The sequence below is a fragment of the Microvirga sp. 17 mud 1-3 genome (genome assembly GCF_003151255.1).
Lineage (GTDB): Bacteria > Pseudomonadota > Alphaproteobacteria > Rhizobiales > Beijerinckiaceae > Microvirga.
In genome coordinates, this window is record NZ_CP029481.1 from 611,153 (window position 1) to 629,369 (window position 18,217).

An 18,217-nucleotide genomic window follows, 5' to 3' on the forward strand; every position below is an offset into this window, starting at 1 on the left:
GGAGCGGCACAGTGCGCGGCTCGCCAGCGAGGAAATCTCATGCGCCTGTTCTGCCAGGATCATCCGGATGTTTTCACCCTGGAGGCCGCCGTGATCGATGCGCGCCCGGGCGCCATCCTGCTGGCGCAATCCCCGGTCTTTCCGGGCGGTGGAGGGCAGCTCGCCGACAGGGCCACCCTCGCCTGGTCTCACGGCGAGGCGATGATCCTGGCCGTGCGGCCGGAGGAGCGGGGGCTTTGGCATGAGATCGAGGGCGGGGCCGACATCCACGGCACCGTCCGGATCATGGTCGATCCGGATTTCCGCCGCCTCATGAGCGAGCTCCACACCATGGCGCATGTGGCGAACAGCATCGTCTATCGGGAGTTCGGGGGCGCGCTCCTGACCGGCGCGCAGCTCTCAGGCGACGGGACCTTCCGGGTGGATTTCGACCTGCCGGGCGCCGATGCGGACCGCCTGCGGGCTCTCGACGGGGCCATGAACGACGTCATCCGGCAGGATCTGGCCGTGCGCGCCTTCCACATGCCATGGGACGAGGCGGCGGCCGTCCCTGGCCTCTTCCGCAGCAAGGCCGTGGCTCCGCCGCGGCAGCCGGACGGTCAGGTGCGCATCGTCGAGATTGCCGATCTCGACCGGCAGGGCTGCGGCGGCACGCATCTGTCCTCCACCGGCCAGGCGCGGCCCGTGACGGTGCTCAAGGTCGACAACAAGGGGCGGCAGAACCGGCGCCTCAAGGTCGGATTCGCGGCCTGAGAGAAGCCGTCAGGCGGGGCGCTTCGCTTTTCCGCTGAAGGTCACGATCGCGACGCCTGCGAGCACCACGGCGCCGCCGAGGATCTCACGCCCGCCGACCCGCTCGCCGAGGAAGAGCACGGCCAGGATGGCGGTCCAGACCGGCAGGAGATAGCCCACCATCGAGGCCCGGGTGGGGCCTGCGCGCCGGATCATATGCATGAACATGAGCATGGGCAGGGCGGTCGCGACGATGCCGAGGGCAAGCAGGGGCGCAACGAGCGAGGGCACTGCCGCGAAGGCGTCCGGTCCCGTGATCGCCAGGGCCAGCAGGGTGGCGGGCAGGCCTGAGCAGACCTGTTGGCCGAGGGCCAGCCGGGAAGGGTCCGCCTGCTTGATGGTGCGCACGAAAATATTCGCGGTCGCATAGCTCAAGGTCACGGCCACCATGGCCAGGGAGCCCATCGGGCTGATCCCGCTCTGCGGGATGGCCGCAGGGCCGATGAGAACGCCCATGCCGGCGAAGCCGACGAGGACGCCGACGAAGCGCAGGCGCGTCAGCCGCTCGTCCGGAAACAGCGCATGGGACATCACGGCCACGATGAGGGGGCCGGCGGCCTGCACCATCGCGGCGGACGCGGTGGTGATCTGGGTCAGGGCATAGGCCACGAGCACGTTGGGCAGCCAGCCGTTGAAGGTGCCGAGGACGATCCAGTTCTTCAGCTCATGCCGCTCCGGCAGGAGGCGCTTACCCTTGAGCTTGAACCAGACGGCCAGGGAGGTGGCGCCGAGGAGGCCGCGCATGGCTGCGATTGCGAAGGGGCTGAGATCGTCGCTGAGCTTGATGAACAGGAAGCCGCTCGCCCACAGGATCGAGCAGCCGAGGAGGTGGGACACCAGAAAGCTCTGGCTCACGGCCGGGGAGGGCGCAGCGGCCTGTACGGAGCCCGACATGATGAGAACCTCAGGCGCCGAGGAGATCGACGAGAAACGGGATCAGCGGCTCGTCCGCCGGCGGCATCGGATAGGCGCGCAGCTCCTGGGGCTTCACCCATTTCAGGGCCTGTCCCTCGAGGGACTGCACGAACCCTTCCCAGCGGCGGCAGATATAGAGCGGCATCAGGAGATGAAAGCTCTCATAGGCGTGGCTCGCGAAGGTTAGGGGCGCAAGGCAGGCCTCCTTCACGGTGATGCCGAGTTCCTCATGCAGCTCGCGGATCAGGGTCTCCTCGGGCCGCTCGCCGGGCTCCACCTTGCCGCCCGGAAATTCCCAAAGCCCCGCCAGCTGCTTCCCCTCCGGGCGCTGCGCCAGGAGGATGCGGTTGTCCGTGTCCACGAGGGCGACGGCGACGACGAGGGTGAGCTTGAGCGAGGACACGTTCGTTCCATTCGGCGGGGCCGGACGGGCCCGGCCTGACATCTGCAAGGCGCCTCTCATACCCTGCTTTGCCCCGCGCGCGAACCGATTTGCACGGCTTGATGAACGTGACGTTACGGTATATCCGAAAAGATAAAAATCATAATTCCGGAGGAAACCATGACACTGCTTGCACGGGTAGCCCCCGTTCTATGGGGGCTTGGCCTTGCGGCCGTCTGCACGCCGGCTGCCGCGGAGTGCGAGGCGGCCGCCGTCCCGATCAATTCGGCCGATTTCGAAGGGACCGGAACCTTGAAGGTGAGGGCCGGGACGGGCTGCCGGTTCAGCATCGGCAACGTTCCGGGCGTGGTCCAGAAAACCAGGATCGTCCAGGCGCCAAAGAGCGGAAAAGCGGGCGTGATCGGCCTCATCCCCTTTTATGCCGCCTCGCACGGCTACAGGGGATCCGACGAATTCGCCTATGAGATTACCGGGTTCGACCAGTATGGCGGCCCCATGAACGTGACCGTCACGTGGAAGGTGACGGTCATACCGTAAGGGCGGGCCGCCTCAGCTCCGGTAATCGCCATTGATCTCCACATAGGCCTTGGTGAGGTCGCAGGTCCACACGGTGGACTCGCCGCGGCCGAGGCCGAGATCGACCCGGATCGTGATGTCATCGCCCTTCATGTAGGTGGAGGTCCGGGCCTCGTCGTAATCCGGGTCCCGGGCGCCCTTCACGGCAACGCGGATGTCGCCGAACCAGATCGCGAGCTTGTCGCGCTCCGCCGGCTCGCCGGCCTTGCCGACCGCCATCACGACGCGGCCCCAATTGGCGTCCTCGCCGGCCACAGCGGTTTTCACGAGGGGCGAGTTGGCGATCGCCATGGCGATGCGCTTCGCCGAGGTGGCGCCGGTGGCGCCGGTCACCTTCACGGTCACGAACTTGCGCGCCCCTTCGCCGTCCCGCGCCACCTGCCGGGCAAGGTCGCAGAGCAGGCTCTCGAGGGCCTGCCGGAATTCCTTCAGGCGGCGGTCGCTCGGCAGCGCGATGGACGGCGCGCCCCGCTTGGCGGCGGCGCCGGTGGCGAAGAACAGGAGCGTATCCGAGGTCGAGGTGTCGCTGTCGACCGTCACGCAGTTGAAGCTCTTGTCGGCGCCCTTCTTGAGCAGGGCCTGCAGGACCGGCGCCGCGAGCGGCGCATCCGTGAAGACGAAGGACAGCATGGTGGCCATGTCGGGAGCAATCATGCCCGCGCCCTTGGCGATGCCATTGATGGTGACCTCCACGCCCCCGATGGTGGCCGTGCGGGTCGCGACCTTCGGGAAGGTGTCGGTGGTCATGATGGCCTTCGCGGCATCGACCCAGGCCTTCGGGGTCGCCTTCTGCTCGCAGGTCTCCAGCACGCCCGCGAATTTCGAGGCATCGAGCGGCTCGCCGATCACGCCCGTCGAGGCGATGAAGACCTGGGAGGCGCGGCAGCCCGCCGCCTTGGCGGCGATGTCGGCCGTGAGCTTCACGGCTTCCGCGCCCTTCCGGCCCGTGAAGGCGTTGGCGTTGCCGGAATTCACCACGAGCGCCCGAGCGACGCCCTTCTCCAGGTTCTTGCGGCACCAGTCCACCGGGGCCGACGGGCATTTCGAACGGGTGAAGACCCCTGCCACGGTCGTCTCCTTGGCGAGGGCCACGTAGAGCACGTCTGTCCGGTTCTTGTATCGGATCCCGGCTTCCGCCGTAGCAATCCTGACGCCCTCGATCTCGGGAAGCGTGGGATAGGACTTGGGCGCCAGCGGCGAGACGGTCTTGGACATGGAGGGACCCGGAAAAATGTGGAGAAAAAAGGCCTCAGCGACCGGCGACCTGTGGCTTTCCAAGGCTTTTTGTCAAGCCCGCGTTTCGTCGGGAGAGGTCCGCGGTGCCCACCCGCGGATGGAACGGCCGATTCCTCCCGCCGCTGACCCGACTGGCAAAAGGGAGACTTCCTCAAGCAACCGAAGGCCGAGCCCGGCGCTCCATCGTCCCGTCGACCGGCAGTCCAGCTCCCAAAACGAAAAGGGGCGGCCTTTCGGGCCGCCCCCTGTTGCCTCGATCCCTTAAAAATCAGGGCTTCTTCTGCTCGACCAGGTTGCCCTTGTCGTCGAGCTTCTCAATCTTGGCGTCCTTGCGCAGGCCGACGATCAGGTCCTGCTGGGCCTTGCGCTCCAGATAGGCGTTCACCTGGTCCTTCATCTCGTCGAAGGACGGGACGGGCTTGGCGCGCCGCTCCTCGACCTTGATCACGTGCCAGCCGAACTGGGACTTGACCGGGTCGGAGATCTCGCCGGGCTTGAGCTTGAAGGCGGCCTCGGCGAAGGGCTCGACCATGCGGTCCTTGGTGAAGAAGCCGAGATCGCCCCCGTCGGTCTTGGAGCCCGGGTCCTTCGAAAGCTCGCCCGCGACCTTGGCGAAGTCCTCTCCGCCCTTCACGCGGGCGGCCGCCTTCTTGGCATCCTCTTCGTTGTCCACGAGGATGTGGCGGGCATGGACCTCCTCTTCGGGGGTCATGTTCTTGGCGGTCTCGTCATAGAGCTTCTTGGCCGCCTCGGGGGTCACGGCCTTGCGGGCCTCCTGGTCGAGATACTCGTCGAGGAGGGTCTTGTCCCGGTTATAGGCCAGCTTGCGGGCGAAATCGGGGTTGTCGCCCACCTTGGCGGTCTCAGCAGCCTTGGCGCCGAGCTTGAGATCGATGAGGTAGCTGATCAGGAGCTCGCGCTTCTGCTCTTCCGGGATGCTCGGCAGCTGCAGGGCCGGGTCGGAGGCCGCCACGGCGAGGTCCGCTTCGGTGATGTCCTGGCCGTTGACCCGGGCGACGACCTTGTTGCCCGCCGGGGCAGTGGCCGCTGGGGCGGCCGGAGCCGCCGCGGGGGCTGTCCCCTGGGCAAAGGCCACGCCTGCCGTCAGGGGAAGGGCGACGCCGAGAGCCAAAACGCCCCTGCGCAGCGATGGTGAAACTGACATGTCTGATCCTCTCATGGGTATCGCCCACTGTCCCGTGGACCGATGACCGAGTTCATTGCCGTTTGCAAGCGACAGCCTATCTGTGGCACATCCGCGCCGGCGCGGATGGCCGGTGCCGAGCCGGCTGGGCGCCATGGGAGCGGGTCTCGAACGGGTCTTGGATATGCGCCCTCCTGGCGCAGTCTTTTAGATGCGCTCCTGCATAATTAAGTCTATAACGCGGCTCAAATTAACGTTTCTCCAGAATCCCAGAAGTCTGAAGGCTCTCGATGTTCGGAACACTCGCGAAGAAAATCTTTGGCTCGGTCAACGATCGCCGACTGAAGTCCTATCGGCCGAAAGTAGCGGCCATCAACGCGTTGGAGCCCGAGCTCGAAGCCCTTACGGACGATCAGCTCCGCGCCCGGACCGAGGAATTCAAGGCACAGATCGCCGCCGGCAAGTCCCTGGACGACCTGCTGGTCCCGGCCTTCGCGACGGTCCGCGAGGCCGCCAAGCGGGTCCTGGGCCAGCGGCACTTCGACGTCCAGCTCCTCGGCGGCATGGTGCTGCACGAGGGCTCCATCGCCGAGATGCGGACCGGCGAGGGCAAGACCCTGGTGGCCACCCTGCCGGTCTATCTCAATGCCTTGGCCGGCAAGGGCGTCCATGTGGTGACCGTGAACGACTACCTCGCCAGCCGCGACGCGGAATGGATGGGGCAGGTCTACCGCTTCCTCGGCCTCACGGTGGGCGTGATCGTCCATGGGCTCGACGACGGTCAGCGCGCCGCCGCCTATGCGGCCGACATTACCTACGGCACCAACAACGAATACGGCTTCGACTATCTTCGCGACAACATGAAGTACGAGATGTCGCAGATGGTCCAGCGCGGGCACAACTTCGCCATCGTGGACGAGGTGGACTCCATTCTCATCGACGAGGCCCGTACGCCCCTCATCATCTCCGGCCCCCTCGACGACCGCTCGGAGCTCTACAACGCCATCGACGTGGTCATCCCGCGCCTCGACAAGAGCGACTACGACCTCGACGAGAAGCAGCGCGCCGTGTCGCTGACCGAGGCCGGCACCGAGAAGATGGAAGGCCTCCTGCGCGAGATCGGCCTCCTGACCGAGGGCGACCTCTACGATGCCCATAACGCCACCCTGGTCCACCACATGAACCAGGCGCTGAGGGCCCACACCCTGTTCCAGCGCGACAAGGACTACATCGTCCGCAACGGCGAGGTGGTCATCATCGACGAGTTCACCGGCCGCATGATGCAGGGCCGGCGCTACTCGGAAGGCCTCCACCAGGCTCTCGAGGCCAAGGAGCGGGTCCAGGTTCAGCCCGAGAACCAGACCCTCGCGTCCATCACGTTCCAGAACTATTTCCGCCTCTACGACAAGCTGGGCGGCATGACCGGCACGGCCGCGACCGAGGCCGACGAGTTCCTGGAAATCTACAATCTCGAGGTGGTCGAGATCCCGACCAACCGGCCCGTCGCCCGTATCGACGACGATGACGAGGTTTACCGGACCGCCGAAGAGCGCTACCGGGCGGTGATCCGCGACATCGAGGAATCCTCCAAGAAGGGCCAGCCGATCCTCGTCGGCACCACCTCTATCGAGAAGTCGGAACTCCTGGCCGAGCTCCTGATCAAGGACGGGTTCAAGCTGATCGACTTCGAGAACCCCCAGGCTCTGGAGCCCCTCTACAAGGCGGCCCGCGAAGGCAAGGCCACGAAACACTTCGCCGTGCTCAACGCCCGCTTCCACGAGCAGGAGGCCTTCATCGTCGCCCAGGCCGGCGTGCCGGGCGCAATCACCATCGCGACCAACATGGCCGGTCGCGGCACCGACATCCAGCTCGGCGGCAACGCCAAGATGCGCATCGAGCGCGAGCTCAACGGTCTCGAGGGCGAGGAGCGCGCCCGCCGCGAGCGGGAGATCCTCGACGAGATCGCGGCCTTCAAGGAGAAGGCGCTCAATGCCGGCGGCCTCTACGTGCTCGGCACGGAGCGCCACGAATCCCGGCGCATCGACAACCAGCTGCGCGGCCGTTCGGGCCGTCAGGGCGACCCGGGCCGTTCCAAGTTCTACCTGTCCCTCCAGGACGACCTGATGCGCATCTTCGGGTCCGAGCGAATGGACGGCATGCTGCAGAAGCTCGGCCTGCAGGAAGGCGAAGCCATCATCCACCCCTGGATCAACAAGGCGATCGAGCGGGCACAGGCAAAGGTCGAGGCGCGCAACTTCGACATCCGCAAGAACATCCTCAAATACGACAACGTCATGAACGACCAGCGCAAGGTCGTGTTCGAGCAGCGCAAGGAGTTCATGGCCGAGGAGAGCGTGCGCGAGACCATCGACGACATGCGCCATGGCGTCATTGACGACCTCGTTGCCCGCACCATCCCCGAGCACGCCTATGCGGAGCAGTGGGACATCGCGGGCCTCAAGGAAAGCGTGGCCAACTTCCTCAACCTCGACCTGCCGGTGGACGAGTGGGCGAAGGAGGAGGGCATTGCCGACGACGAGATCCGCGAGCGCATCCGCAAGGCGGCGGACGAGTCCTATGCCAAGCGGATCGAGGAGAACACCTCCGATGTGATGAACTACGTCGAGAAGCAGGTGCTCCTCCAGAGCCTCGATCATCTCTGGCGCGAGCATCTCGTGACCCTCGACCACCTGCGCCAGGTCATCGGCTGGCGCGGCATGGCCCAGCGCGATCCGCTCAACGAGTACAAGTCCGAGGCCTTCGACCTCTTCAACGACCTCGTCGGGCGCCTGCGCGAGCAGGTCACGGGTCAGCTCATGCGCATCCAGGTGGTGTTCCAGCAGCCGGAGCAGCAGGAGCTTCCGCCCATGTTTGCCCAGCACCTCGACCCGGCGACCGGCGAGAACGAGTTCGACCTGGCTCAGGGCGCGTCCCCGGCCCTGGGCTTCGCGGCCTCCGAGGCCGGCTCGACCCGCGACCCGAACGACCCCTCCACCTGGGGTCGCGTCGGACGCAACGAGCCCTGCCCCTGCGGTTCCGGCAAGAAGTTCAAGCATTGCCACGGACAGTTCGTGGCCTGACGGCCTCAACAATTATCGAAGTTAAAGCCCGGCCCAGCGGCCGGGCTTTTCCTTTGGGGCGGTACCCGTGGTCCGGCATAAGGGCTTGCGTCACAGGGTGACCGTGGAGAAGCTGACGGCTTCAGCACGCGAGAAGCCGCATGACCCCTGATGATGTCCGCCGCCTTGCCCTCGCGCTTCCGGAAACGGTCGAGGGCATGCACATGAACCATCCGGATTTTCGTGTCGGCGGAAAGGTTTTCGCGACCCTGTGGCCGGACGAGAAGCGCGCCGTCGTCAGGCTCGAGCCGGACCACCAGCGGATGCTCGTGGAAAGCGAGCCCGCGGTCTTCGCGGCTGTGCCGGGAGGCTGGGGTCTCAAGGGCTGGACGAACGTCATGCTGGCGGAGAGCGACGAGGCAGGCCTGAGAAGCGCCCTTGCGGCCGCCTGGCGGAATGTGGCGCCCAGGCGCCTCCATGCTCGGCTGTGAGCCCGGGGCGTCCTGCATTTTCGGTCCGTGAACCGGTTCCCACATCGCGTGAGAATGCTCTACAGCATCGGACCCAAAAGTGGACCCACTTTTGGGATCAATCCGATGCTTCTTCTCTGGGCTGGAGCATCGTTCGGGGCGGAAAACCGGGTCCACTTTTCCGCACGATGCTCTAGTCTGGACGGAATGGAGGTCGCAACGTCCTGCCCCGCTCGATCGATACCTTTCTCGTCTCGGCCTGGCCCCGTCTTCTGGGATATGCCCTGAAGCTGACGCGCGAGCCGGACACGGCGCGTGACCTGATGCAGCAATCGGCCCTTCGGGCGTTGTCGTCCCGCGAAAGCCCGTCCGACGAGAAGGCCGCCCTGGCATGGCTGTTCACGATCATCCGCAATGTCTGGATCGACCAGACCCGCCGGCGCGCCGTGAGGGACCTTGCGGAAACCGGGCCGGAAGATGAGGCCCCGGGGTCGTTTCGCGATGACATGATTACGACCCTCGCCGTGAAACAGGCGTTGTCCGCCCTTTGCCCGACCGACCGGCAGGTGCTGATGCTGGTCGATCTCGAGGGCCGGACCTACCGGGAGGCGGCCGCCATCATGGGGGTGCCGACCGGCACGGTCATGAGCCGCCTGTCCCGCGCGCGTTCGCGCATGTTGGCGGCCATCGCGGCCGATCCGGCCCAAAACCCCGACCGGGAGACCCGCTGATGTGGGAGGCGATCAACGCCTATGTGGATGGCGAACTCTCGCCGGAGGAGGCCGAGGCGATGGCCGAACGTGCGGCGCAGGATCCGGAGCTGCGGGCCCGGATCGCGACCCTGTCCCGCCTGAAGTCCGCCACGGCGCAGGCGCTGCACGAGAGACGGCCTGCGCACGCCGCTCGCTCCTCCCGGCTCGTCTGGGGGCATTGGCCGTCGTGGCGGCCCTGTCCCTGACGGTCATGGGGCCGATGACCGGTTCCTTTACGTTCGGCGATGGGGAGAGGCCGGTCGAGCTCTATCGCAGCTGGCTCGCCGGAACCGAGCCGGCGGGCGTTCCCGTATCGAGCCATGTCGAGGTCGCAGCCTGGCACGGGGCTCCGCCCGATCTGGGAGCCGCGCATCTCGAGCTTGTCCGTGCGATCCCGGACGAACGTTCCGGCCGTGGATTTCTTCTCGGATATCAGGGTCCGCATGGGTGCCGCGTCGGGCTCTGGATCGGCCGCTCGGCCGACATGCCGCGGCAGGGTGCGGACAGGCGCGAGAACGGCATCCGGATCGTCGGTTGGGAGGTCGACGAAACGGGCTTCCTGCTCCTGACCCACGGCATGGACGATGCCCGCCTGGCCGCGCTCTCCGATGCTCTGGAGAGGCTCACGCACCGGGCCGATCCGGGCCAGGTGCGCATCGCCTTGGGCCAGAGTGCCGAACGGGGCGCGCCTTGCGCGGGCTGACCGCCAAGATTTTTTCGCGGCCGACCGAATAAACGGGCGGCCTCGCGCGTCTCTTCTCTCAAGGCACCCGTCGGCCGGTACTCCGGAGGCGGGTTGCGCAACAACGACAAGGGAGGGGAGCGCTCATGCTCGACAGACGGGAACTTCTCAGGCGGGCGGGAGCCGGAATGCTCGCCCTCGGCGGCAGCACGCTGACCGGATCGCTCAAGGCCCTGGCCGCCGATATGGTCACACTCCCCTTTGGGAATGGCGAGCGGCCCCTCGTCAAATATCCCGGCAAGCGGCCGCTGATCCAGATGACCGCGCGGCCTCCGCAGCTCGAGACTCCGTTCTCGGTTTTCAATGAGGGCGTCATCACGCCGAATGACGCCTTCTTCGTCCGTTACCACCTCGCGGATATTCCGCTCTCGATCGATCCGGAAACCTACCGGCTCGAGATCAAGGGCAAGGTGGAGAAGTCGCTCTCCCTTTCTCTGGCCGACCTCAAGGCCATGGATGCGGTCGAGATCGTCGCAGTGAACCAGTGCTCGGGCAACAGCCGTGGCCTCGTGGAGCCGCGAGTCGCCGGCGGCCAGCTTGCCAATGGCGCCATGGGCAATGCGCGCTGGAAGGGCGTGCCCCTCAAGGCTGTGCTCGACAAGGCCGGCGTGCAGGCGGGGGCGCGCCAGGTGACCTTCAACGGTCTCGACGGGCCGGTCGTCCCGGAGACGCCGGACTTCGTCAAGGCGCTCGACATCGATCACGCGCGGGACGGCGAGGTCATGATCGCCTATGCGATGAACGGCGAGGACCTGCCCTGGCTCAACGGCTTCCCGATCCGCCTCGTGGTGCCGGGCTATTACGGGACCTACTGGGTCAAGCATCTCAGCGAGATCACCGTCATCGACAGCGTCTATGACGGATTCTGGATGAAGTCCGCCTACCGGATTCCGGACAATGCCTGCGCCTGTGTCGAACCCGGCAAGGCGCCGTCGGCGACCGTGCCGATCAACCGTTTCGACGTGCGCTCCTTCATCACCAGCCTCACCGACGGCGCCGACGTGAAGGCCGGCGCCGATACGCTCGTCCGCGGGATCGCGTTCGACGGAGGATACGGCATCACCGACGTGGTCCTCTCCAGCGACGGCGGCAAGACCTGGACCGCGGCACGGCTCGGCCAGGATCTCGGGCGCTATTCGTTCCGGGAATGGCAGGCGACGATCAGGCTGCCGGCCGGCACGCACGACCTCAAGGTACGGGCGATCAACCGCATCGGGCAGACGCAGCCGATGGAGCCTCTTTGGAATCCGGCCGGCTACATGCGCAATGTCGTCGAGACGATCCGCGTGAAAGCGGCATGAGAGGGGGCAGAACCATGGCCAGAAAGATCCTTGTCGCCGCCATGCTCGGCGGAGCCTTCGCGGCATCGGCCGGCATCGTGGTGGCGAAACCGCTCACCTATGAGCTGCCCGAGGAAACCGCGACCTTGAAGCCCGGCCCTGGAGTCGATGTGGCCCAGAACAATTGCACGGCCTGCCATTCGGCGGACTACATCGCCATGCAGCCGCCCAAGAAGGGCAAGGCGTTCTGGGAGGCCGAGGTCACCAAGATGATCAAGACCTACCGTGCTCCCATCGACGAGGCCGATGCGAAGACCATCAGCGACTATCTCGCACAGACGTATTGATACAAAAAGGTCCGGACAGATCGTGAGATCTGCCCGGACCTTCAGGTAGGAACTTCCCCAGGCGGTCTTCATTCCGCTGGGGAATCCTCTGGCTCGGGATTCCGGCGCGGTCGCGCGGAATCGAAGTCTCAGCAGCCGTCAGTTCGCCACGGCGACCGCATGCGCCTTGCGCGGCGCCGCCGCGCTGACCGGCCTCTGCACGGCGCCCGGTTGGGCAGGGGCCGCCTGGGCCACATCCGTCGTCGGCTGGGCCGCAGACGAGCCGAACAGGTCGCCGATGCCGTTGAACATCTTCTTGTAGAAGGGCGTCTCGCCAGGAGCGCCCGCGGGCGCCGGAGCGGCGGCCGCAACCTTCGCGGCGGGAGCAGCAGGCTTCTCGGCAGGCGCGGCCTTGGCCGGCGCGGCAGGAGACTGATCGAGCGACGCGAAGGCGAGGGCCGTCGAGGGCAGCTCGGGCTTCGCCTTGCCAGTCTCGTCGAGAACGATCTGCTGCGGGCCGGACGAGAGGCCTTCCGGCCGGCTCACGGCGCCGAACTTGTTGCGCATCCGGGAATCGACCACCAGGGATCCGTCGGAGCCCATCGCGTCCGCCAGGGCGGTGCGGAAGGATTCGTGCGAATCGCCGTCATGGTAGACGAGCTTCACGGGCTTCTCGCCATGGGCGACGAGTTCCGCGACCTCCTGCTCGTCCTTCTGGCGCTTGGCCGCCATGGCCGAAGCGATTGCGGCCTCCGAAGCGTTGAACTGGTAGCGCCCGCCGGCCACGGCCACTCGGGGCTCTTCCTTGGTGATCTCGAAATAATCCGAGCCTTCCTTCAGGTTCTTCCAGAAGCCGATATTCGGATCGAGCCGGTGCTGGGCGAGGTTCTTGGCCGTCATCCGGAACGGGTAGGACTGGAACTGGAAGGCCCGCTGGCCGCTGGCGAAGGACTCGCGCGCGATGGCGTAGATCTCCGCAATATTCTCGTCGGTCATGGCGAAGCAGCCCCGCGACGAGCAGGAGCCGTGCACCATGATGTCTCCGCCGTTACGGCCGAGGGAGCGGTCGAAGGCGTTCGGATAGCCCGTGTCGAAGGACAGGTAATAGGCGGAGTTCGGGTTCATCTGCGACGGCGAGACCGTGTAGAAGCCCTCCGGCACCTGGCGGTCGCCCTCCCGGGTCTTGGGGCCGAGCTGGCCCGACCAGCGGCAGACCGGATAGGTCTTGAGGAGCGCGTAGCGTCCGTCGGAGCCGCGCTTCCAGATCTCCATCTCCGATTCCTTCTTGTAGGCTCGGATCAGGATGGGGTCGGTCTTGGACATCCCCTTGCTCGACATGAGCGCCATGGTGGCGGCCGGAATCGGCGTCAGGTGGCGCGTGGAGCTTCGGGAGAAGCCGTCATCCTGGCAGGCGGCAAGCGCGAGCGTCAGGCTCGCGGCCAATGCGATACGCTTCATCATAGGGGACCCCGCATTTTTTGATCTGTCCGGACGGTCTTCCGGACAGTTCCCCGATAGGCCTAGATTGTTAGCCTTAACTCAGGCTTACCGCAAGCGGTACCGTAACGGAGTTATACTGAACGAAGCCCTAAGGGAATGGTGTCGGGAGGTCGCACCAGCGGGCGGGGAATTTTGCGGAAAGCTTAGCAATATCAGCGAGATGGCGGGCGGTCTGGGTTCGCCCGACAGTCACGCTTCCCGGTCCGGCAAGCTGTCCACTGCTCGAAATTGCCACGGATCGTCAGGCGCTTTCCCGGGCCCGTTTCCGGTCGTGCCGGGACAGGGCATGGCCGATCAGGGCATCCATCAGGTCACGCTGGGTCAGGCCTGCGGCCTCCCACAGCTTGGGATACATGCTGATCGCCGTAAAACCCGGCAGGGTGTTGATCTCGTTGATGTAAACGCCCGCCGGATCCTCCGGGTCGACGAAGAAGTCGACCCGCGCCAGGCTTTCACAGCCGAGCACGCGGAAGGCCGCGAGGGCGAGGTCCCGGATGCGGTCGGAGAGGGCCCGGTCGAGAGCTGCCGGGATGCGAAGGTCGGCGCCCGCCGCATCCTCGTATTTGGCGGTGTAGCTGTAGAAGCCGTGGGATTGCGCCGGAGCGATCTCGCCGAGCGGGGAGGCGCGCAGCGTGCCGGAGGCCTCCTCCAGGACGGAGCATTCGATCTCCCGCGCTCCCGAGACGCTTCTTTCTACGAGGATCTTGGTGTCGTGGCCGAAGGCCAGGTCGCAGGCCCGGACGAAATCCTCCGCCGAGCGGGCAGGGGACACGCCCACCGACGAGCCCATATTGGCCGGCTTGACGAAGAGGTCCGTGGTGCCGAGCGCTTTGGCGGCAGCCTCGTAATCCACCCGGTTCTGTCGGGTTATGGTCAGGAACGGGACGATGGGCAGGTCAGCGTCGCGCAGCAGGCGCTTGGCGACGTCCTTGTCCATGCAGGCTGCCGAGCCCATGACGCCCGAGCCCACATAGGCGAGGTTCGCGAGTTCCAGCAATCCCTGGACGGAGCCGTCTTCCCCGTTCGGCCCATGCAGGACCGGGATTGCGATGTCGAGACGGATGGGGCCGGTCCCGCCGCTCAGGGCAACGAGCTCGCCGTTGCGGCCGGGCGGAAGCACGACTTCAGGGGCGCCGGAGGGGATTTCGAGGGATTTCGCGTCCGGCGGGGCGGAGTTGCCGAGGAACCATCGCCCGTCCCGGCGGATCCCGATGGGCACGATGTCGTATTTCGCAGGATCCAGGGCGCGCAGCACGTTGGCGGCCGACATCCGGGAGACGTCATGCTCTGCCGAGCATCCGCCGAACATGAGCCCGACGGTTCTGCGCGTATGAGTCATCGTCCATCCTCCGGCCGGTTTCAGGATGGGCCGGAGAGGTTGAGGGCCCGTTAAGGCCGCTTACAACTTCCGGCCGATATTAAGGAATTTGTCCGCGCGGTGATCGCGCAGCTCCGCCGGGCCCATGTTGTTGAGGTCCTGGAGCGCTTCCTCGATAGCCGTGCCGGCCGCCGCGATGGCGGCCTCCGGGTCCCGATGGGCGCCGCCCGTAGGCTCGGTGACGATCCCGTCGATGATGCCGAGGCGCAGGAGGTCCTGGGCCGTGATCTTCATGTTGGTGGCTGCGTCCTGCGCCCGGGCGGCGTCGCGCCAGAGGATCGAGGCCGCGCCCTCGGGCGAGATCACGCTGTAGATCGCGTGCTCCATCATGAGGACCTTGTTGGCGGTCGCAATCGCGATGGCGCCGCCGGATCCGCCTTCGCCGATCACCAGCGAGACGTTCGGAACGCCAAGGCCGAGCTGGGCCTCGGTGGAGCGGGCGATCGCCTCCGCCTGGCCGCGTTCTTCCGCCTCGATGCCCGGATAGGCGCCGGCGGTGTCCACGAAGGAGAGTACCGGCAGGCCGAAGCGGTCCGCCATCTCCATCAGACGCACGGCCTTGCGGTACCCCTCGGGCCGGGCCATGCCGAAATTGTGCCGGATGCGGGTTTCGGTGTTGTAACCTTTTTCCTGCCCCAGCACGCAGACCGGCTCGCCCCGGAAGCGGCCGAAGCCGCCGACGATGGCCTCGTCCTCGGCGAATTTGCGGTCGCCCGCGAGGGGCGTGAAATCCGTGATGAGGCCCGCGCAGTAATCGACGAAATGCGGGCGCTGGGGATGGCGGGCGACCAGGGTCTTTTGCCAGGGCGTGAGCTTGGCATAGAGGTCCTTCAGGGCCTCCGCGGCCTTGGCCTCCAGGCGGTTGATGTCGTCGGAAATCGAGACGGCATCCCGGTTCTCGCCGAGGGCCCTGAGCTCTTCGACCTTGGCCTCCAGCTCGGCGACCGGCTTTTCGAAATCGAGATAACTGCGCATCAGACTCTATGAAAATGAAAAACCGGCGCCGACCTTCGCGGCCCCGCCGGGTCGCGCGGACACTGGCGATTTGCCGGCCTCAAGTCAAGGCAAAGCCCGTTTTCACCCCCAGCCGGGGCCGTGCGGGCCGGGCTCCAGTGGGAGAATCCGTCCCCGATCTTCAGGTGCGAGCCGGGTTCGTGAGGCGGGCGCGGGAGCCGGCACGAAGACCGGGGCGAGCCGGGCCGAGCGGCGTACGGCGCGGACCGCGCCCGGCCGGTAGAGCTGCTTCGTCGCCTCCACGATGTGCAGGCCCGCGAAGGGCAGCGAGAAGCCGATGCCGATCTGCTCCCAGGCCTGGGCCGTCTGCAGGAGGAAGCGGTTGCGCAAGGGGGGCACGTAGAGGGTCTCGGCCCAGCCCTCCGGCGAGAACCAGGTCTGGCGCATGAGGCTCTTGAGCTGGGAGCGGCTATAGGGCTGGCCGTGGCCGAACGGGGTCGTATCCATGCGGGCCCAGAGCCCGCGTCGGTTCGGCGCCACCACGATGATGCGCCCGCCCGGGGTCAGGATCCGCCAGATCTCGTGAAGAAGCTCGGTGGGGCTTTCCACCGTCTCCAGGGCGTGGATCACGAGCACCCGGTCAATGGAGGCGTCCGGCAGGGGCATGATCAGCGGATCGACGAGGGCCGAGGCGGAGGGGCCCGTGGCCGGCCAGTTCACCACCCCCTGGCTCGCCGGCATGAACGCCAAGGTCCGCTCGCTTTCGACGCGAACCGCGGTCAGGTACGGGGCCGCATAGCCGAGCCCGAGCACACGCAGGCCCGTGAGCGGCCCCCAGAAACGGCCGATCGCCCGTCCGACGAAGCGGCGGGCGACGCCCCCGAGGGGGCTCGCATAGAAGCTGCGCAGGTCCGTGATGTCGATGCTCATGCGCCGTCCGTCGGTTCTCTTCCGTCGAGCCGTCCTGAGTTCCCGCGCGGTCCGGGGCTGGTTTCCTTTCCGGACTGTCCCATGATAACCGGTGATCCATCAAGCCAAGGTCGTTTCATGTCCGCTCAGATCCACGTCTTCCTCTGTCGCGAGGACAATATCGGTGCCCTCGTCCACGATCCCAAGTCGGGCGCCTGCGCCGCCATCGATGCCCCCGAAGAGGGCCCGATCCTCAAGGCGCTCTCCGAGACCGGCTGGTCCCTGTCGGACATCCTCATCACGCACCGGCATGGGGACCACGTGGAGGCGGTGGCGCCGCTCAAGGAACGTTTCGGCTGCCGGGTCGTCGCGCCCCTCAAGGCGAAAGGTGCGGTGCCGCAGGCCGACAGGCTGGTGCAGGAGGGCGATTTCGTGCAGGTGGGCGAGTTGCGCGCCGACGTGTGGGAGACGCCCGGCCATTGCAACGACCACATCTCCTACTGGTTCGCGGCCGACCGGGTCCTGTTTGCCGGCGACACGATCTTCACCCTCGGCTGCGGCCGGCTTCTGGAGGGGGATTACCCCACTTTCTGGGCCTCGCTCCAGCGCATCGCGGCCCTGCCGGACGATACCCGCATCTATAGCGGTCACGACTATACCCTCTCGAACGGCCGCTTCGCGCTGGCGGTCGAGCCCGACAACGCGGCGCTCAAGCGGCGCATGGCCGAGGCCGAGAAGGCCAAGGCGGAGGGGCGTTTCCTGATCCCCTCCACCCTCGGCGACGAGAAGGCCACGAATCCCTTCCTGCGGGCGGGTGAGCCTGATGTGGCACGGGCGGCAGGCCAGGAGGGGGCAGCCCCCGCCGAGGTGTTCCGGGCGCTGCGCGAATGGAAGAACAGGTTCTGACGGCCGACGGGCCGGCGGATCCTCTCGACGATGCTTCAGTCCGTCATCGGTCTGCGGGCCGGGAGAACGCGATACCATGAGCGACCACGACCACATCCTCGCCCTTGAGAGCCGCCTCATGAATGCCTGGCCGGCCTTCGACTACCAGGCCTATGAGGGGTGGATCCTGCGTCTCGCCAACGGCTACAGCAAGCGCGCCAATTCGGCGACGCCGTTCATGCCCGGAGCCCGCCTCGACGACGAGCTGATCGACTACATGATCCTGCGCTTCCTCGACGCCAACGTGCGGCCGACCTTCCGGCTCACGGGCCTGCAGGATCCGGCGGTCGACGGCACGCTCAAGGCGCGCGGCTTCCTGGAGATCGAGCCGACCTTCGTGCTCACCGCGCCGGTGAACGGGGATTGCGAGCCCGATCCGGAGGTGGCGATCGAGTCCCAGGTCTCGAAGCGGTGGGTGCGCGAGGCCGCCCAGTCCTATGGGGGCGACAAGGCGGACGACACCACCCTGATCGAGATCGTCTCCCGCATCCGGCAGAAAGCCGCCTTCGCGACCTTGAGCCTCGACGAGCGGCCCGTGGCTTGGGGGCTGGGCGTGGTGGAGCGCGGCTATGTGGGGCTCTACGACATCGTCGTGGCGCCGGACCTGCGCGGCATCGGGCTCGGGCGGCGGGTCGTCGCGAGCCTCATGGCCTGGGGCTGCCGCGAGGGCGCGCACACGGCCTATCTCCAGGTGCGCGAAGAGAACGAGATCGCCCTGTCCCTCTACCGGGCCTTCGGCTTCACGCCTGCCTACCGCTACACCCACCGGGTCATGCCGGGCGGCGCCTAGAGCATCGGGCGCAAAAGCGGGAACCGGTTTTGCGTGAAAAGATGCT

Annotated in this window: 19 protein-coding genes; 11 read left to right on the forward strand and 8 right to left on the reverse strand. The window is 66.6% G+C overall.

Annotated features, from left to right (window positions below; all coding sequences use genetic code 11):
• Positions 1-39 precede the first annotated feature (39 nt).
• Positions 40-753 (forward strand): alanyl-tRNA editing protein, encoded by a 714-nt coding sequence (locus tag C4E04_RS02790; RefSeq protein ID WP_109594743.1) that lies wholly within the window; start codon positions 40-42, stop codon positions 751-753.
• A gap of 9 nt (positions 754-762) precedes the next feature.
• Here the strand turns inward: C4E04_RS02790 and C4E04_RS02795 are convergent, their stop codons facing one another.
• Positions 763-1,686: a DMT family transporter gene (locus C4E04_RS02795; protein ID WP_109594745.1), complete on the reverse strand. Its 924-nt coding sequence runs from the start codon at positions 1,684-1,686 to the stop codon at positions 763-765.
• A gap of 10 nt (positions 1,687-1,696) precedes the next feature.
• Positions 1,697-2,152: an 8-oxo-dGTP diphosphatase MutT gene (gene mutT, locus C4E04_RS02800; protein ID WP_109594747.1), complete on the reverse strand. Its 456-nt coding sequence runs from the start codon at positions 2,150-2,152 to the stop codon at positions 1,697-1,699.
• A gap of 117 nt (positions 2,153-2,269) precedes the next feature.
• Here mutT and C4E04_RS02805 point away from each other — a divergent pair, with 117 nt between their 5' ends.
• Entirely contained in the window at positions 2,270-2,647 is a 378-nt protein-coding gene (locus tag C4E04_RS02805; RefSeq protein WP_109594749.1) for a hypothetical protein, read from the forward strand.
• Between the two features lie 12 nt (positions 2,648-2,659).
• On the opposite strand, the gene argJ is transcribed toward C4E04_RS02805, so the two are convergent.
• Positions 2,660-3,901 (reverse strand): bifunctional glutamate N-acetyltransferase/amino-acid acetyltransferase ArgJ, encoded by a 1,242-nt coding sequence (argJ, locus tag C4E04_RS02810; protein ID WP_109594751.1) that lies wholly within the window; start codon positions 3,899-3,901, stop codon positions 2,660-2,662.
• A gap of 289 nt (positions 3,902-4,190) precedes the next feature.
• Complete coding sequence (locus tag C4E04_RS02815; protein ID WP_109594753.1) at positions 4,191-5,087, reverse strand: peptidylprolyl isomerase; 897 nt, start codon at positions 5,085-5,087, stop codon at positions 4,191-4,193.
• A 269-nt stretch (positions 5,088-5,356) separates the two neighbouring features.
• Between C4E04_RS02815 and secA the strand changes: the two genes are divergently transcribed.
• From secA to C4E04_RS02850, 7 genes are all read left to right on the forward strand, one after another.
• On the forward strand, positions 5,357-8,146 hold the full coding sequence (secA, locus tag C4E04_RS02820; RefSeq protein WP_109594755.1) for a preprotein translocase subunit SecA: 2,790 nt from the start codon (positions 5,357-5,359) through the stop codon (positions 8,144-8,146).
• 140 nt (positions 8,147-8,286) lie between these two features.
• Positions 8,287-8,616 carry an MmcQ/YjbR family DNA-binding protein gene (locus C4E04_RS02825; protein ID WP_109594757.1) on the forward strand — a complete coding sequence of 110 codons (330 nt, stop codon included), beginning with the start codon at positions 8,287-8,289 and terminating at the stop codon, positions 8,614-8,616.
• Between the two features lie 263 nt (positions 8,617-8,879).
• Positions 8,880-9,326 (forward strand): RNA polymerase sigma factor, encoded by a 447-nt coding sequence (locus C4E04_RS02830; protein WP_245416383.1) that lies wholly within the window; start codon positions 8,880-8,882, stop codon positions 9,324-9,326.
• Positions 9,326-9,553: a zf-HC2 domain-containing protein gene (locus C4E04_RS02835; RefSeq protein ID WP_109594761.1), complete on the forward strand. Its 228-nt coding sequence runs from the start codon at positions 9,326-9,328 to the stop codon at positions 9,551-9,553. Before C4E04_RS02830 ends, C4E04_RS02835 begins: the two co-directional genes overlap by 1 nt.
• A complete protein-coding gene (locus C4E04_RS02840) occupies positions 9,535-10,050 on the forward strand; it encodes a hypothetical protein (protein ID WP_162559249.1) in 516 nt (171 codons plus the stop codon). The genes C4E04_RS02835 and C4E04_RS02840 overlap by 19 nt, the downstream gene beginning before the upstream one ends.
• A gap of 125 nt (positions 10,051-10,175) precedes the next feature.
• Entirely contained in the window at positions 10,176-11,390 is a 1,215-nt protein-coding gene (locus tag C4E04_RS02845; protein ID WP_109594765.1) for a molybdopterin-dependent oxidoreductase, read from the forward strand.
• Between the two features lie 14 nt (positions 11,391-11,404).
• Entirely contained in the window at positions 11,405-11,716 is a 312-nt protein-coding gene (locus tag C4E04_RS02850; protein WP_109594766.1) for a sulfite:cytochrome C oxidoreductase subunit B, read from the forward strand.
• Between the two features lie 138 nt (positions 11,717-11,854).
• Here C4E04_RS02850 and C4E04_RS02855 read toward each other — a convergent pair whose 3' ends face one another.
• The 4 genes from C4E04_RS02855 to C4E04_RS02870 form a co-directional block, all read right to left on the reverse strand.
• On the reverse strand, positions 11,855-13,156 hold the full coding sequence (locus tag C4E04_RS02855; protein ID WP_109594768.1) for a murein L,D-transpeptidase family protein: 1,302 nt from the start codon (positions 13,154-13,156) through the stop codon (positions 11,855-11,857).
• A 280-nt stretch (positions 13,157-13,436) separates the two neighbouring features.
• Positions 13,437-14,534, reverse strand: coding sequence for a D-alanine--D-alanine ligase family protein (locus tag C4E04_RS02860; protein WP_109594770.1), 1,098 nt, complete (start codon positions 14,532-14,534; stop codon positions 13,437-13,439).
• Between the two features lie 60 nt (positions 14,535-14,594).
• Positions 14,595-15,548 (reverse strand): acetyl-CoA carboxylase carboxyltransferase subunit alpha, encoded by a 954-nt coding sequence (locus tag C4E04_RS02865; protein ID WP_109594772.1) that lies wholly within the window; start codon positions 15,546-15,548, stop codon positions 14,595-14,597.
• 102 nt (positions 15,549-15,650) lie between these two features.
• Positions 15,651-16,457, reverse strand: a complete 807-nt coding sequence (locus C4E04_RS02870) for a methyltransferase domain-containing protein (RefSeq protein WP_109594774.1) — start codon at positions 16,455-16,457, stop codon at positions 15,651-15,653.
• A gap of 117 nt (positions 16,458-16,574) precedes the next feature.
• On the opposite strand from C4E04_RS02870, the gene gloB reads away from it, so the two are divergent.
• Together gloB and C4E04_RS02880 are read left to right on the forward strand one after the other, a co-directional pair.
• Positions 16,575-17,342, forward strand: coding sequence for a hydroxyacylglutathione hydrolase (gloB, locus tag C4E04_RS02875; RefSeq protein WP_109594776.1), 768 nt, complete (start codon positions 16,575-16,577; stop codon positions 17,340-17,342).
• 76 nt (positions 17,343-17,418) lie between these two features.
• Positions 17,419-18,171, forward strand: a complete 753-nt coding sequence (locus tag C4E04_RS02880) for a GNAT family N-acetyltransferase (RefSeq protein WP_162559250.1) — start codon at positions 17,419-17,421, stop codon at positions 18,169-18,171.
• Positions 18,172-18,217: the final 46 nt, after the last annotated feature.